General features: G+C 54.0%; 14 protein-coding genes. 10 read left to right on the top strand and 4 right to left on the bottom strand.

The annotated features are described in order from the left end of the window. The first annotated feature begins 212 nt into the window (after window positions 1-212). From ACIRQ6_RS14070 to ACIRQ6_RS14045, 6 genes are all read left to right on the top strand, one after another. The gene (locus tag ACIRQ6_RS14070) at window positions 213-1,187 is read left to right on the top strand and encodes a TRAP transporter substrate-binding protein (RefSeq protein WP_420861236.1); all 975 of its coding nucleotides are present in this window, start codon (window positions 213-215) and stop codon (window positions 1,185-1,187) included. 81 nt (window positions 1,188-1,268) lie between these two features. Continuing rightward, on the top strand, window positions 1,269-1,802 hold the full coding sequence (locus ACIRQ6_RS14065; protein ID WP_420861235.1) for a TRAP transporter small permease: 534 nt from the start codon (window positions 1,269-1,271) through the stop codon (window positions 1,800-1,802). A gap of 2 nt (window positions 1,803-1,804) precedes the next feature. After that, window positions 1,805-3,091: a TRAP transporter large permease gene (locus ACIRQ6_RS14060; protein ID WP_420861234.1), complete on the top strand. Its 1,287-nt coding sequence runs from the start codon at window positions 1,805-1,807 to the stop codon at window positions 3,089-3,091. Window positions 3,092-3,101: 10 nt separating this feature from the next. Next, on the top strand, window positions 3,102-3,512 hold the full coding sequence (locus ACIRQ6_RS14055; RefSeq protein ID WP_420861233.1) for a GlcG/HbpS family heme-binding protein: 411 nt from the start codon (window positions 3,102-3,104) through the stop codon (window positions 3,510-3,512). Between the two features lie 520 nt (window positions 3,513-4,032). Continuing rightward, the gene (locus tag ACIRQ6_RS14050) at window positions 4,033-5,565 is read left to right on the top strand and encodes a glutamate synthase-related protein (RefSeq protein WP_420863912.1); all 1,533 of its coding nucleotides are present in this window, start codon (window positions 4,033-4,035) and stop codon (window positions 5,563-5,565) included. Next, window positions 5,562-7,529: a thiamine pyrophosphate-binding protein gene (locus ACIRQ6_RS14045; RefSeq protein ID WP_420861232.1), complete on the top strand. Its 1,968-nt coding sequence runs from the start codon at window positions 5,562-5,564 to the stop codon at window positions 7,527-7,529. Before ACIRQ6_RS14050 ends, ACIRQ6_RS14045 begins: the two co-directional genes overlap by 4 nt. Window positions 7,530-7,594: 65 nt before the next feature. Here the strand turns inward: ACIRQ6_RS14045 and ACIRQ6_RS14040 are convergent, their stop codons facing one another. Continuing rightward, window positions 7,595-8,389, bottom strand: coding sequence for a VOC family protein (locus ACIRQ6_RS14040; RefSeq protein ID WP_420861231.1), 795 nt, complete (start codon window positions 8,387-8,389; stop codon window positions 7,595-7,597). Window positions 8,390-8,488: 99 nt separating this feature from the next. On the opposite strand from ACIRQ6_RS14040, the gene ACIRQ6_RS14035 reads away from it, so the two are divergent. Next, window positions 8,489-9,403: a LysR substrate-binding domain-containing protein gene (locus ACIRQ6_RS14035; RefSeq protein ID WP_420861230.1), complete on the top strand. Its 915-nt coding sequence runs from the start codon at window positions 8,489-8,491 to the stop codon at window positions 9,401-9,403. A 47-nt stretch (window positions 9,404-9,450) separates the two neighbouring features. Here ACIRQ6_RS14035 and ACIRQ6_RS14030 read toward each other — a convergent pair whose 3' ends face one another. Beyond that, the gene (locus tag ACIRQ6_RS14030; RefSeq protein ID WP_420861229.1) at window positions 9,451-10,248 is read right to left on the bottom strand and encodes a Scr1 family TA system antitoxin-like transcriptional regulator; all 798 of its coding nucleotides are present in this window, start codon (window positions 10,246-10,248) and stop codon (window positions 9,451-9,453) included. A 141-nt stretch (window positions 10,249-10,389) separates the two neighbouring features. Here ACIRQ6_RS14030 and ACIRQ6_RS14025 point away from each other — a divergent pair, with 141 nt between their 5' ends. The 3 genes from ACIRQ6_RS14025 to ACIRQ6_RS14015 are packed head-to-tail and all read left to right on the top strand — an operon-like array spanning window position 10,390 to window position 12,413. Continuing rightward, entirely contained in the window at window positions 10,390-11,310 is a 921-nt protein-coding gene (locus ACIRQ6_RS14025; RefSeq protein ID WP_420861228.1) for a fatty acid desaturase, read from the top strand. After that, window positions 11,307-12,056, top strand: a complete 750-nt coding sequence (locus tag ACIRQ6_RS14020) for a phosphate/phosphite/phosphonate ABC transporter substrate-binding protein (RefSeq protein WP_420861227.1) — start codon at window positions 11,307-11,309, stop codon at window positions 12,054-12,056. Before ACIRQ6_RS14025 ends, ACIRQ6_RS14020 begins: the two co-directional genes overlap by 4 nt. A gap of 36 nt (window positions 12,057-12,092) precedes the next feature. Next, the gene (locus tag ACIRQ6_RS14015; protein WP_420861226.1) at window positions 12,093-12,413 is read left to right on the top strand and encodes a Dabb family protein; all 321 of its coding nucleotides are present in this window, start codon (window positions 12,093-12,095) and stop codon (window positions 12,411-12,413) included. 52 nt (window positions 12,414-12,465) lie between these two features. Here ACIRQ6_RS14015 and ACIRQ6_RS14010 read toward each other — a convergent pair whose 3' ends face one another. Next, a complete protein-coding gene (locus tag ACIRQ6_RS14010; RefSeq protein WP_420861225.1) occupies window positions 12,466-12,726 on the bottom strand; it encodes a YrhK family protein in 261 nt (86 codons plus the stop codon). A gap of 249 nt (window positions 12,727-12,975) precedes the next feature. Then, window positions 12,976-13,458 carry a homoprotocatechuate degradation operon regulator HpaR gene (gene hpaR, locus ACIRQ6_RS14005; protein ID WP_420861224.1) on the bottom strand — a complete coding sequence of 161 codons (483 nt, stop codon included), beginning with the start codon at window positions 13,456-13,458 and terminating at the stop codon, window positions 12,976-12,978. Between the last annotated feature and the right edge of the window lie 73 nt (window positions 13,459-13,531).

The following is a 13,531-nucleotide window of genomic DNA, read 5'->3' as shown; positions in this document are numbered from 1 at the left end:
CCTGTGCGCAATGGTGACCTGCCTATGTCACGTAAAGCAAAGCGGGTTGAGTCAACTGGTATCCCAGTTTTGATTGACAAACTGGGATACTAGAGTGCTAATTGAGTTAACAGTGATTCCGGCTTTGATGACATGGACCCTGCTAAAGTGGCAGATCCGCGTCTGGGGAAGAGGCCGAAATCCTGTCTGAAAACATAAGGGGAGGAGAACCCATGACGTTTACGAAATCGCTTTTCACAGCGGCAACTGCTATCGCTCTTGTCGCCACTTCGGCCGCCGCTGACAACTGGCGCGCTTGGAATATTCACAACGACGGTCACCCAAACACACCCGCAATGGACAGATTTGCAGAGCTGGTGAATGAGGCCACCAACGGTGAGATCACCATCGACGTCTTTCACGGCGGCGTTTTGGGCTCGCAGCCTGATGCCCTCGAGCAAGTGCGCATCGGTGCCATCGAAGTGGGCAACTTTAGCCTTGGCCCGATCGGCCCAATGGTGAAGGAAGCCAACCTTGTCTCATTGCCCTTCATCTTCAAAAGCGTGCCGCACATGTTCCGCGTCATGGAAGGCGAAGCGGGTCAGGTTGTTGCCGCTGCAATGGGTGACGCAGGCGTTTTGCCACTGTCTTGGTTTGATGCTGGCGCACGGTCGTTCTACAGCCAAAAGGCTATCGAGACACCCGCAGACGTTGACGGCCTCAAGATCCGTGTGATGAACAACGATCTGTACACTTCGATGATCTCGGCCATGGGCGGCAACCCGTCCCCAATGGCGTTTTCTGAAGTACAGCAAGCGTTGAAAACTGGTGTTGTGGACGGTGCGGAAAACAACTTTCCATCGTTCAAGAACGTTGGCCACTATGAGGTGACAACGCACTATTCTTTGTCTGAACACCTGATCATTCCCGAGTGCATTTGTGTGAACACAGCCAAGTTCAACGCGCTGTCTGCAGACATGCAAGCCGCTGTTCGCGGTGCCGCCGAGGCTGCAGCCCTTTATCAGCGCGAATTGTGGGCCGTAGGGTCCGAGCAAGCACGCTCTGACGTAGAAGCGGCAGGCGTTGTGGTCACAGAGATCGCGGACAAAGCTCCGTTCCAATCAGCAATGGACAGCGTCTATGCCGAGTATTTGGCAGCGAACCCAGACATGAAAATGTTGGTAGAGATGGCACAAGCCACTGAATAAGCGCTAAGCTTGGTGCGAAAATAAACGGGCGCCCGGCTCCACCTTTGGATGCCGGGCGTTTTGTCTAGACGAGGGGGCGACATGGGTGATCCAAACACACCACCGGCATTTTTACGACCGATGGATAAGTTTTTCGATCTGTTAACAAAAATCTGTATTTTGCTGGCCGGCATCGCCCTTGTGGTGATGACAGTTATTTTCGCATGGTTGGTGTTTGGCAGATACGTATTGAACGACACGCCCACTTGGGTCGAACAAGTCTCGCTGTTGCTGGTCATGGTAATCGCGTTTTTGGGGGCTGCTTCGGGCGTCCACCAGCACACGCATTTGTCTGTTGTGATCTTTCGCAACATCGTTCCCAACAGCATCCGCACCGTTTTCGTCATCATTTCAGACATCTTGATGGCCGGATTTGGTGGTATGATGTTTTGGTACGGAATGGAATTGACGCAATTCAAATGGAACACACTGATCCCATTGATCCAAGTGTCAGAAGGGCTGCGATCCTTGCCCCTGACCATCAGTGGCCTTCTGGTTTTCCTTTTTTCAATCGGCCATCTGATCCGCCTGTTTTTGGGCCGTGACGAACGCCAAGATAACATAGATCAGGGCTAAATATGGGACTAATGGTTCTTCTTGGGGTCTTTGCCCTATGCGTTTTCATCGGCACGCCTGTGGCCTATGCCCTTGGCATTTCAGCCCTTGCCGCCTTTTGGTACGAAGGCTTGCCACTGTTCGTGGGCTTTCAACGTATGGTGTCGGGGATCAACGTCTTTTCGTTGATGGCGATCCCGTTTTTCATCTTTGCAGGCGAGTTGATGTTCCATGGTGGCATTGCCATGCGATTGGTTAAATTTGCCCAAGCAGCCGTTGGCGCCGTGCGCGGTGGCCTTGGTATTGTGAACGTCTTCTCATCCATGCTGTTTGGCGGCATTTCCGGATCCGCCATCGCGGATATCTCGGCGCTTGGGTCGATTTTGATCCCAGTGATGAAGGACAAAGGCTATGACGCTGATTATGCGGTGAACGTCACAGTGACCTCATCCATTGCCGGTATCATCATTCCGCCCAGTCACAATATGATCATTTTTGCCCTTGCCACTGGTGGCGCTGTCTCGATCTCGAAACTCTTTCTTGCAGGTGTTGTGCCGGGGATTTTGATGTGCTGTTGCCTTGCCATGGCCGCCTATATCGTGGCGGTTAAACGCGGATACCAAGCAGAACAATTCCCGGGTTGGACAGCCCTGGCCATTGCCTTTGTAGGCTCGATCCCGGGGCTTCTGACGGCTGTCATCATCGTGGGCGGCGTGCTGTCTGGGGTGTTTACAGTGACAGAATCTGGTGCGTTTGGCGCGATGTACGCCTTTGTTGTGACGCTGTTGGTTTACCGCAGCCTGTCATGGGAGGGCTTTAAAACCGCCGTAATTTCGTCAGTGCGCACAACCTCGATGGTGATGATCCTGATTGCCTGTGCGGGGGCCTTTGCCTACATGCTGACTTTCAACCGGGTTCCGACCAAGACTGTGGAATTCCTGCTGGGCATCACCGAAAATCCGATCCTGATCCTGTTGATGATCAACGCTGTGCTGCTGCTGTTGGGTATGATCATGGATATGGCCGCGTTGATCCTGATCTGTACACCGATCTTTTTGCCCGTGATGAATATGCTGGGCATAGATCCGTTGCAGTTTGGCATGATCTTGTTGGTGAACCTTGGATTGGGCCTGTGTACACCTCCAGTGGGGACCTGTCTTTTTGTTGGCTGCGCGGTGGGCAAACTGCCCATGGAAAAAGCCGTTAGAACAATCTGGCCGTTCTACTTTGCGATCTTTGCAGCACTCATGCTGATCACCTTTATCCCGGCGATTTCCTTGACGTTGCCAAACCTGATCATCGGCCCGTGAGGACTGTGAAATGCTAAGCATCACCCGTCTGGATATCGAAGACGCCTATCGATTGATCGCTGCAGCCCGTGCCAAAGCTGTCGAGATTGGCGTGCCCATGTGCATCGCGGTCACGGACGAAAGTGGCAACTTAATTGCGTTCGAGCGTATGGATGGCGGTAAAATCACCAGCATCGCCCTTGCCATCGACAAAAGCTTTACCGCGGTCGGGATCAAGAAAGGCACGCATATACTGGGTCAGGTTAACCAACCGGGTGAGGCCGCACACGGCATTGCCTCTGCCCTAGGCGGGCGGATGGTGGTTGTAGCAGGCGGTTTGCCTGTTTTTAACAACGACGAAGTCGTGGGCGGCGTTGGCGTCAGCTCTGGATCACCGGCACAGGACCTTGAAGTGGCCAAGGCTGCCGTACAGGCGTTTTGAACATCCGTGCTTTAGCGTTCCGCGCTATTGACCGCACCATCCATAAACCAATTGCGCTGCCGTTCGGTGCCGTAGCCGATCAAACCTGACGTGTCGATGGTGTCTTCGCTAAAATCGAACACCATGGGTGATGAAATCCGGTTTGTCCGGTTGAACCCTGCTCATCATGAAAACGCCCCTAGCCATCTTTCGTGAGTTGTAGGGAAGCGCGCTGTCGCCATTGCCTATGCGTCCATTGGCACTCCGTTCCTATTGGGCGCAGTGCCAGTGATGAGTCCACATGGGGATAATGGCCGATCACAGAGTTCTGTTAGACTGCCTTGGTTCTATCATTTGGTCTGTTTGGCCGAACACTGAGGTCTGAAAAACATGGGTTATCGCCATGCAATAATTCTTTGACAGTGATCCTAACCAAACCAGCGCCGACGTACTTGAGACCTCCTTAAGGACGGGTGCCGCGATACCCTTGGCGCTTAAAAAAACCATCAACGTCAACATCAAACCAAAGGAATATCCAGACATGCCAGATCAAGAGGTTCCCATCATTGCCGCCAAATTTCCGGCCAAAGTGTCATTGGAAGAAGGCAAAGACTATGCGTGGTGTCGATGTGGCCGGTCCAAAAACCAACCCTTTTGTGATGGATCACACGCTGGCACTGGCATCACGCCCTTAAAATTCAAAGCAGATAAATCTGGCGATGCAGCCCTGTGCCAATGCAAGGCCACTGGCAATGCGCCATATTGCGATGGCACCCATGCCCAATTAGGGGAATTGGCTGTTGGCGACGCCGCACCTGAGCCGACATCGGATGTGTCGCAGGCCAAAGCCACACCAGAGGAACCGACAGTCGCACGAATTCACGAATTGGCGCGCGATGGCCTGAGCAAGCTTGGTCATCACGGCGAGATGGGGGCGATGGGGGTGCCGCGCAAGGATTTGCCCCATTGGGATGACATTCAAATGCTGCCAGCGCAAATGGCACGTAAACCTTTGATGGATGATGTAGAGGTTGGCACAGAAGTTGTGATTGGCCCACGGGCAGCCAAACCGCTGCACCTCGACATTCCTTTGTTTGTCTCGGATATGAGCTATGGCGCCCTGTCCGAAGAGGCCAAAACAGCCCTGTCGCGTGGCGCGCAAATGGCGGGGACTGGGATCTGTTCTGGTGAAGGCGGCATGCTGCCAGAAGAACAGGCTGAAAATGCGCGATATTTTTATGAACTGGCTTCGGCCAAGTTTGGCTGGGATCTTGATCACGTTACAAAGGTGCAAGCGTTCCACTTCAAGGGCGGGCAAGGGGCCAAAACCGGTACAGGTGGCCATCTGCCCGGCAACAAGGTGCAGGGAAAAATTGCCGAAGTACGCGGGCTAGAGCCCGGAACCACAGCCGTATCGCCCCCAACCTTTGCAGACCTGCACACACCGGCTGATTTCAAGCGGTTGGCCGATGAAGTGCGCGAAAAATCAGGTGGCATTCCGATTGGGTTCAAGCTGTCGGCGAACCATATCGAAGACGATATTGATTTTGCGCTCGAAGCCAGTGCCGACTACATCATTTTGGATGGTCGCGGCGGCGGCACGGGGGCAGCGCCTTTGATTTTCCGCAACAACATTTCCGTCCCCACCATTCCGGCACTGGCCCGTGCGCGCAAACATATCGATGCGCGCACTGGGGGCGAAGTGACCTTGGTGATCACTGGTGGATTGCGCATGCCCGAGGACTTTTGCAAAGCCATGGCCCTTGGTGCGGACGCGGTTGCTATCAGTAATTCCGCCATGCAGGCCGTGGGCTGTATCGCTACGCGCATGTGTGACACCAACAATTGTCCTGTAGGTGTCGCCACGCAAAAGCCCGAGCTGCGTAAATTGCTAAACGTTCAAGTTGGTGCCGAAAAACTGGCGCGCTTTTTTGGCGCCAGTGTCGAGTTGATGGAAGTCATGGCGCGGGCCTGCGGCCACGATCATTTGTCTAAGTTTACCCACAGTGATCTGATCACATGGAAGCAAGAGATGGCCGCGCTGTCCGGCGTGCGTTTTGGCGGTGTGTCATGAGCGATCTTGATTGGGTCAGCGTTGGGCCTGCCGATTTGCCCGAGGGCCGGGTCAAGACCGTATCAGCGCGCACGCATTTCATATGTCTGTCGCATTTCGACGGGCAATGGGCTGCTATGGACAATCATTGCCCCCATCAGGGTGGACCTTTAGGCGAAGGCACGATCGAGAAAGGCCACGAGGGCAAATGCTATATTCGATGCCCGTGGCATGGATGGGATTTTGACCCGCTCACTGGCAAACCACCGGGCGGACACGAGGACAGTGGCCAGAAAACCTATCCGGTTGAGGTTCGCGATGGCGAAGTGTTCATCGGGCTTGAGCCAGAACCTGAACACACCCGCACAGTCACCGATGCGATGGCTGAAACCATGGTCAATTGGGGCATCAAGCGCGTCTTTGGTATGGTGGGTCATTCCAACCTTGGGTTGGCTGATGCCATTCGCCGACGTGTTGAGGACGGACAAATGTCCTACACGGGGATCCGGCACGAAGGGGCTGCGGCATTTGCTGCCTCGGCTTACGGTAAGCTCACCGGCAAACCCGCTGCGTGTTTGACGATAGCAGGGCCGGGCGCCACGAACCTTTTGACCGGCATGTGGGACGCTAAAGTGGACCGCGCGCCGGTGCTGGCTCTGACGGGTCAGGTGCAAACGCAGGTCTTTGGCCCCGGGGCATTTCAAGACATTGATCTGGCCTCGGCCTTTTCTGCGGTCAGCCGATTTAGCCAAACGGTGCTGAGCACCTCTAACCATACTGAACTTGTTTCATTGGCTGTGAAAAACGCGCTGATCGAACGGGACGTGTCCCATCTGATCTTTCCGGATGATATTCAGACCCAGCCCAGCAGCAAACCTGCAGCCAAGCCCGAGGGGCGTATGGGGGGAGCTGTGGTTCTGCCAACTCCTGAGGATATCAGCGCCGCAGTGGATCTGATCGCAGCGGCCAAGCGTCCGATCTTTATCATTGGTCACGGCGCATGGGAGGCGCAGGCCCAGATCGTAGCACTTGCTGAAACCCTTGGCGCACCAGTCGTGACGACGTTCAAGGGCAAGGGCTTGATTCCAGACAGTCACCCTAATGCTGGCGGCGTTTTGGGGCGGTCTGGCACGCCGATTGCCAGTTGGTTTATGAACGAATGTGACCTGCAGATCGTCTTGGGCGCGTCTTTCTCGAACCACACCGGTGTAAACCGCGCCAAACCAACCATTCAGGTGGACTTTGAGCGGATGCAATTGGGTAAGTTCCACCCAGTCACCTTGCCCATCTGGGGCGAGATTGGGGCCTTTTGCGATCAGATCAAAACCCGCATCCGCATGAACGACGAGGGTCCTGACCAGATTGCTGAACTGGCCGAGCGTTGGCAAATGTGGCGCGCAGAAAAGACCATCCGTTTGGCCGAAGAAGGCAGCAAAGGCGCGCATTCTGCAGCAATATTTGCGGCCCTGTCGAACGTGGCACCAGCGGATGCTTTGATTGCAGTAGACGTGGGCAACAACACTTATTCCTTTGGTCGCTATTTTGAAACTAAAGGCCAGCATGTGATGATGTCTGGGTATTTGGGCTCGATCGGGTTTGGGTTGCCTGCTGCAATGGGGGCATGGGCCGCGACACAGGATTTTGAGCATTTGCGCGGACGCAAAGTGATCTCGATTTCTGGCGATGGAGGCTTTGGCCAATATGCGATGGAAATGACCACAGCGGTGAAATACGGCATGGATATCACCCATATACTGCTGCACAACGATGAACTTGGCAAAATTTCCAAAGAACAACGGTCGGGCGAGTGGCCGGTTTGGGAAACCGATTTGGTCAATCCATCCTTTGCGGCTTTTGCCCAACTTTGCGGCGCTCATGGGATCAAAGTCTCCAAAGGCCATGAAGTGGAAGCAGCTATTGCCGAGGCTCTGGCCATCAAAGGGCCCGCCTTGGTCGAGATCATGTCGGACGGGCAGTTGATCTAGGAAAAACGCAAAAAAGCGCGGCCTGTTGCGGCCGCGCTTTTCCTATTTTTGTAGCTTTGCGCCTTTTACGCCGCAATGCGTTGGCGTTGGTTCATCACAAACCCGGTGCCCCAGTCCGCCTTCAATGTGCCGTTCAGGTCTTTACGATCAGGCATTTCCAGATCGATACGGATCAGCCCGGTTGCCGGGGTTTCCGAGGGACGTTGCCCCTTGGAATGATGGGTATTGGCACCAAAGTGGTGGTGATATCCCCCACTGGAATAGAAAGCCATGTGCGGCATTCTGGTCATCACGTCCAAGCCCATCTGATCGACAAAGAACCGATCAGCTGCATCGATGCTATCGACTTGCAAATGCACATGCCCAATCCGGGTGCCTTTTGACAGACCGCTCCACATGGGAGAGGTAGACAACAGGCCCTTCATATCCAGCATGCGGCTACCACCGCGCAGACTACCATCCTCCGCAAGCCACACATCAGGTGAGCGGTCGGCGTAGATTTCGATACCATTGCCTTCGGGGTCGGACAGATAAATCGCCTCACTCACCCCATGATCAGAGGCCCCGTCCAAATCGGCTTGGCTCCGAATGGCTTTGCCCAACCACGCGCCCAGATCGCCGCGCGAAGGCAGCAAGAACGCAGTGTGATATAGGCCGGGTGCCTTGGGTTGAAATGTGGCGTGACGATCAAGGCGCAGTTCCAAGAGCGGGGTTGTATAAACGCCAAGCAGCGCCATTTCACCGTCCTTTTTGAAAATGGACAGGCCGACGACCTCTTCATAAAATCGTGCCATGGCATCCAGATCATTCACACGCAGAGTGACGCGAGCGATGTTAAGTCCAAAGTGTTGTTGTGTCATGTTAGCCTCCTTTTTGAGTTACCTGATACAAATGGGATGTTTCATTGTCTCCAAAAGGGTGCAATATGGCGAACCAGTATCTCCATTTGGGCGACAATTATGGACAAACTAGATAAGATGCGCGCCTTCGTTGCCGTTGTTGAAACCGGATCCTTTGCCGCGGCGGGCAAACGGCTGGGGCTATCGAACAAAGTCATCAGCAAAGGGATCCAAGCCCTTGAGGCCGATATCGGTAGCACGCTGTTGTTTCGAACGACCCGCGCCATGTCGATCACGCCTGAGGGGCGGCTTTATCTGCAAGGGTGTCGGCGTGTTCTGTTGGAATACGATATGCTGAGCGCCTCTCTGGAGACATCCAAAGGCCTGCGGGGCAGTTTGCGCATTGCGGCGCCCGTTACCTTTGGCGAAGTGTTGGTCACGGATGCGGTGGTCGATTTTATGGAGCTACATCCTGAGATTGAGATCGACTTGGTTCTATCAGATGCTCATGAAGATCTGGCCGAAAAGGGATTTGATTTGGCCATCCGCATTGGCAATCTCAAGGATTCCAACCTGCGACAACGCACCCTTGCGCAGGCAGAACTGATCGTTGTGGCCTCGCCCGCCTATTTGGCTGAATTTGGCACCCCAGCCCAACCGCATGATCTGGCCAACCATACCTGTATACGCGACACCAACAGCGACAGCCCAAACCGCTGGCCGTTTGAAGGTGAGGATGGCCCGTTTTCTGTGCCAGTCCATGGGCGGCTTGTGTGCAACAGTTCAGCGGCGGGCCTCACGGCCGCCCGTAAATCCCAAGGGCTTGCGATGGTGCCCGATGTCTTTGCCGAACGGGATTTGGTCGCGGGCCGATTGGTGCAAGTGTTGTCAGAGGCCGCATCTCTGCAGGTGCCGATCCAAGCGGTTTACCTGCCATCGGGCTATGGTCGCCCAAAATTAACCGCGTTCATTGATCACATGAAAGACGCCGTCGCAGCTGGCAAAGCACGATGCAAAGGCGCCAGGCCAGCCTGATCCCTAACGTTCGAAAACGGGCTGAACTGCTCCCCCCAGTGACGGGGCTATTCTCGGATCTTCTGCAGGTAATCTGGCACCGCATCTGGTGTCACAACCGCCTGCCGCACCAGTTGATCAAAGCGTTTGCTGAAATAACGCACCTCATCGCTGCCCGTCACTGAAATATAGGCCTCACCCACATAAATCGATGCGCGCCTGCGCCCGAAAACGGTAAACGGCGCACAAAAAAACTGTTTTGCATCAAACAGATGCAGCCGCAGTGCCGGATAGTGTTGCTCGCAAAGATCTGCGATGTGCCGGATTTGCTGGGCGATGATAGTTGCATCGGACCCTTGCCAACGCCCCCTTTGCCCTACCATAAGATCAAAGGTTTGAAACGGCATCGCAATTTCCAAATCAACTTCTTCAAGGTCAAAACCCGTCAGCACTTTTTCTTGTGCTTTTGCACCTTGAGGTTGCACAGACAGGCTCAACATATCGGGTAAAACAGCCGGGACATACCGTATTTTTTGGCCGGCAGCTTCGGCGTGCCAGCGTGCCAAAGGCGAGGACCCATCCTGCCATGAGGGCGACAAAAGCCTGCTGCTTTGGGTCAATTCCTGCCGACCCGAGCGCGCATTGCTTAGGGCCAAAAGCCAATCCACCGAGACCCCTGTCGCTTGGGCAATGCGCCGCAGAGTTTCGGCACGGGGCAGGCGGTCTTGTTTTGGGTCGCGCAACTGGCTTAGCGCGGATCGGTCAAGTTGCGCCTGCTCTAAAAACTGCGGCAAGTCATCTTTGACCTCGCTCAGTAAAGCGCGAAAGCGCTCTCGGAATGCAATGCTAAGGTCCCGACGATCCACAGTAGTTTACCCTTTTTGTGTAAGTTCACATGATTTGACGTGAATTTCAACGTTTTCGCATTATTCACAACGTATTCGCCAAATTGTTCTGTGCCCTTTGCCGTTTTAGCATTGTTTTGTGTGAACGAAAGGGACCTCGCTATGCGGTGGCATGACGAAATTCCAACAGCAGTGTTGTTGGTGCTCACCTATGGGGCTTTTGCCGGTCTTGGCCTTGCGATTGGGTGGATCCCACTACCGCTTATCATTCTGGGGCTGAGCATCATTATTGCCCAGCATTCCTCCTTGCAACACGAAGTGCTGCATGGGCATCCATTCCCGTACCAAACCATCAACGATGCTTTGGTCTTTCCGGCGCTGGGCCTATTTATACCCTACATGCGCTTTAAAGACACGCATCTTGCCCATCACCATGACCCCAATCTAACCGATCCCTACGATGATCCAGAGACTAATTTTTTGGATGCCGCAGATTGGCGTCGCATGTCTGGTTGGCAACAACAACTCTTTGGGTTCAACAATACCCTCATAGGTCGGATGCTGGTCGGTCCTGCACTGTCTTTGGCAGCCTTTTATCGAACTGACTTAGGTAAAATACGCGCGGGCGATGGGCGTGTTTTGCTGGCTTATGGTTTACATATCGGTGGGATGAGCATTGCTATTGGCTTTCTCAGCGGCGTCGCAGGCCTGCCAATATGGGCCTACGTGTCAGCTGCATATTTGGGTATGTCATGGCTCAAAATCCGGACCTTTTTGGAACATCAGGCCCATGATCGTGCGGCGGCGCGATCTGTGATCATCGAGGATCGTGGTCCCCTGGCTTTACTGTTCCTGAACAATAACTATCACGCGGTCCATCACGCCCATCCGCAAATCGTCTGGCACAAGCTGCCCAAAGTTTTTGCGCAAAAGCGCGATTTGTTTTTACGACGAAACGGAGGCTATAGTTATAAATCTTATGGCCAAATTTTTGGGCAATATGCGTTGCGCCAAAAAGATCCTGTTGCCCATCCGTTTTGGAGTCGCGAAAATCGAACGATGGATCATGATCTAACCAAATGAGCTATGTTGCCAGCCTTCCCATGTATGCGCGGCCAGAGCTGAAAGTCGCGCACGACACATTTTGGGCTTTGGTCCGGGAGGCCTTGTTAGACATCTATCCCGGCGTACCGCTGGACCTAAATCAGGACGGTCTGGGTTATCAGTTTTGGCTGCGGCCCGACCTTATTCTCAGTCAGACCTGTGGCTACCCATACCGGACCAGGTTGCGCGATCATGTTCAACTGGTGGGAACGCCGGATTATGGCCTCAGCGACTGTCCAGCTGGGCACTACTATTCGGTTTTTGTGGTGCGCCAAGACAGTGAGTTTCTTACGTTGAATGATCTGCAAAGCGCGCGAATGGCTTACAATGATGATCAAAGCCAATCGGGGTATCACGGACCTCTTGCTTTTCTGGATCATAGTGGCGTGCGTATACGCCTTGGACCTGAAAGCGGTGCGCACCGAAAATCAGCGCAGTTGGTGGCTCAATCGCTGGCGGATGTGGCCGCATTAGATGCTGTTACATGGGCTCATATGCAACGCTATGATGCCGTGGCGCAAAACCTTAGGGTCATAGGACGCACCCACTCTGTGCCGGGCTTGCCTTTGATTTGTGCCAAGGAGCTAGATGCGGCCCGCGTCACGCAATCGGTTCAACATGCGCTGCTGGCATTGGGTCCAATTCACAAAGCGGCCCTTGGGATCACATCAATCGTGCCATTGGGACAAAACGCCTATCAACCGTCGGCTTTTGACGTAAACTAAAGCTGTACCCTTGCTGGAAAAACGAAAGACCATCCCATGATCCGCCACATCGTTTTGACCAAATTCAAACCGGATGTTTCCTCAGTTGTGATCGATAGGATTTATACTGGGTTAGCAAGCTTAGTGGACGATTTGCCGGGGGCTGCCGATTTCACTGGTGGCATTTCGCAAAGCCCCGAACAGTTAGAACGAGGATTCAAACACGGGTTTGTCATTGATTTTGACAGTTGGGAGGCTTTGCAAAACTATGCAGATCACCCACGCCACCGCGCCCTTGGGGGGCAACTGGTCGAAAACGCCGTGGGCGGGATTGATGGGATCCTTGTAGTGGATTTGGATCTTGCATCCGTGGCTTAGACTACGGGACATGAATTAGGCCAACACAGGGCATGAACGATATCGAACACCTCTAGCGGGTTTGTCGATTCAACCGGTCATAAGCAAACTCGCGATACAGCTTAATCGTGGGCCGCAAGCCAAACAGAACCGAGCCGATCACAAACAGCCAAGTGCCGAAATAGGTTGTGGCCTCGTAAAAGAACATAATGCTGCCAATCACAAACAGGGCAGCGGCGGCAAAATCGACAACAGTATAGGCCAATTCGGTTTGGGCATAGAGGTGCTGATGTTGTGGCGTCTTGTTGTGGTTTTCGGGGTGGAACATGCGCATGTAGGGACCTTTGCGGTTTGCTGAAAGGGGGGGTGTACACCAAGTTTCCTGCGGGTCCAAGATCGCAGGACAGGTGCCTAGGTTGGTTCAGCGGGCCATCACTGCGGAACAGTGCTGGCCGTGGTTAAAGCATCAAATATGAAGCCTCGGCGGCACAACTACAATGCAGATTTCATTGCTAATTGTGCACCTTTGGCACAGGTTTTGGCGGCGTTTATTGGCGACTTTGAGTGCGTCCCTTGCTGCGCTTTAGGTGGGCTTGGCCTCTTCTAACCGGTGCAATAAATCCAACAGCTGTTCGAAATCCGTGTCCCCAAGATGGGCCCGATATTCGGCCGCGATTTGTGCGGCTCGTGGGCTGTAATCATCAATAATCTTTTGCCCGTCCGGTGTGATTTCGATGAATTGTCGTCGTCTGTCCTTGTCATCGCGGGTCTGGGTGATCAGGCCCTTTTGGCGCAAGGTTGCGGCAATCCGTGTGAGGCTGGGAAACAACAGACCGGCCCGATCTGCCAAGGTCGACGTGTCTTGAGCCCCATATTCGGCCAAAACCCGCAACACCCGCCACTGCTGTTCTGTGATCCCGGTTTGTGCCAACATTTCGCGGATCGGGGCCATGACGCCTTCGCGAGCGCGGATCAAGGCCATAGGAAGCGACCGTTTTGTGGAGGGAAGATCATGCATTGTCGTCGGCGTCTCGTTCCGGCCAAGGGTTACGATATCTAACGCCATCACCTTGGGAATGTTAAGGACTAAAGTCCCAACGCTGGGTGCGCACAGGATGTACAGGACAAAGGTGGCGCCA

The organism is Algirhabdus cladophorae (assembly GCF_044772865.1).
GTDB classification, from domain to species: Bacteria; Pseudomonadota; Alphaproteobacteria; order Rhodobacterales; family Rhodobacteraceae; genus Algirhabdus; species Algirhabdus cladophorae.
Note: the sequence above shows the minus strand (reverse complement) of the source record. Positions and strands in the feature narration are given on the sequence as shown.

Bases quoted from the DNA above. Each gene is read 5' to 3' on its own strand.
- ACIRQ6_RS14070 (WP_420861236.1), top strand. From the start codon at position 213: ATGACGTTTACGAAATCGCTTTTCACAGCGGCAACTGCTATCGCTCTT.
- ACIRQ6_RS14065 (WP_420861235.1), top strand. From the start codon at position 1,269: ATGGGTGATCCAAACACACCACCGGCATTTTTACGACCGATGGATAAG.
- ACIRQ6_RS14060 (WP_420861234.1), top strand. From the start codon at position 1,805: ATGGGACTAATGGTTCTTCTTGGGGTCTTTGCCCTATGCGTTTTCATC.
- ACIRQ6_RS14055 (WP_420861233.1), top strand. From the start codon at position 3,102: ATGCTAAGCATCACCCGTCTGGATATCGAAGACGCCTATCGATTGATC.
- ACIRQ6_RS14050 (WP_420863912.1), top strand. From the start codon at position 4,033: ATGCCAGATCAAGAGGTTCCCATCATTGCCGCCAAATTTCCGGCCAAA.
- ACIRQ6_RS14045 (WP_420861232.1), top strand. From the start codon at position 5,562: ATGAGCGATCTTGATTGGGTCAGCGTTGGGCCTGCCGATTTGCCCGAG.
- ACIRQ6_RS14040 (WP_420861231.1), bottom strand. From the start codon at position 8,389: ATGACACAACAACACTTTGGACTTAACATCGCTCGCGTCACTCTGCGT.
- ACIRQ6_RS14035 (WP_420861230.1), top strand. From the start codon at position 8,489: ATGGACAAACTAGATAAGATGCGCGCCTTCGTTGCCGTTGTTGAAACC.
- ACIRQ6_RS14025 (WP_420861228.1), top strand. From the start codon at position 10,390: ATGCGGTGGCATGACGAAATTCCAACAGCAGTGTTGTTGGTGCTCACC.
- ACIRQ6_RS14020 (WP_420861227.1), top strand. From the start codon at position 11,307: ATGAGCTATGTTGCCAGCCTTCCCATGTATGCGCGGCCAGAGCTGAAA.
- ACIRQ6_RS14015 (WP_420861226.1), top strand. From the start codon at position 12,093: ATGATCCGCCACATCGTTTTGACCAAATTCAAACCGGATGTTTCCTCA.
- ACIRQ6_RS14010 (WP_420861225.1), bottom strand. From the start codon at position 12,726: ATGCGCATGTTCCACCCCGAAAACCACAACAAGACGCCACAACATCAG.
- hpaR (WP_420861224.1), bottom strand. From the start codon at position 13,458: ATGGCGTTAGATATCGTAACCCTTGGCCGGAACGAGACGCCGACGACA.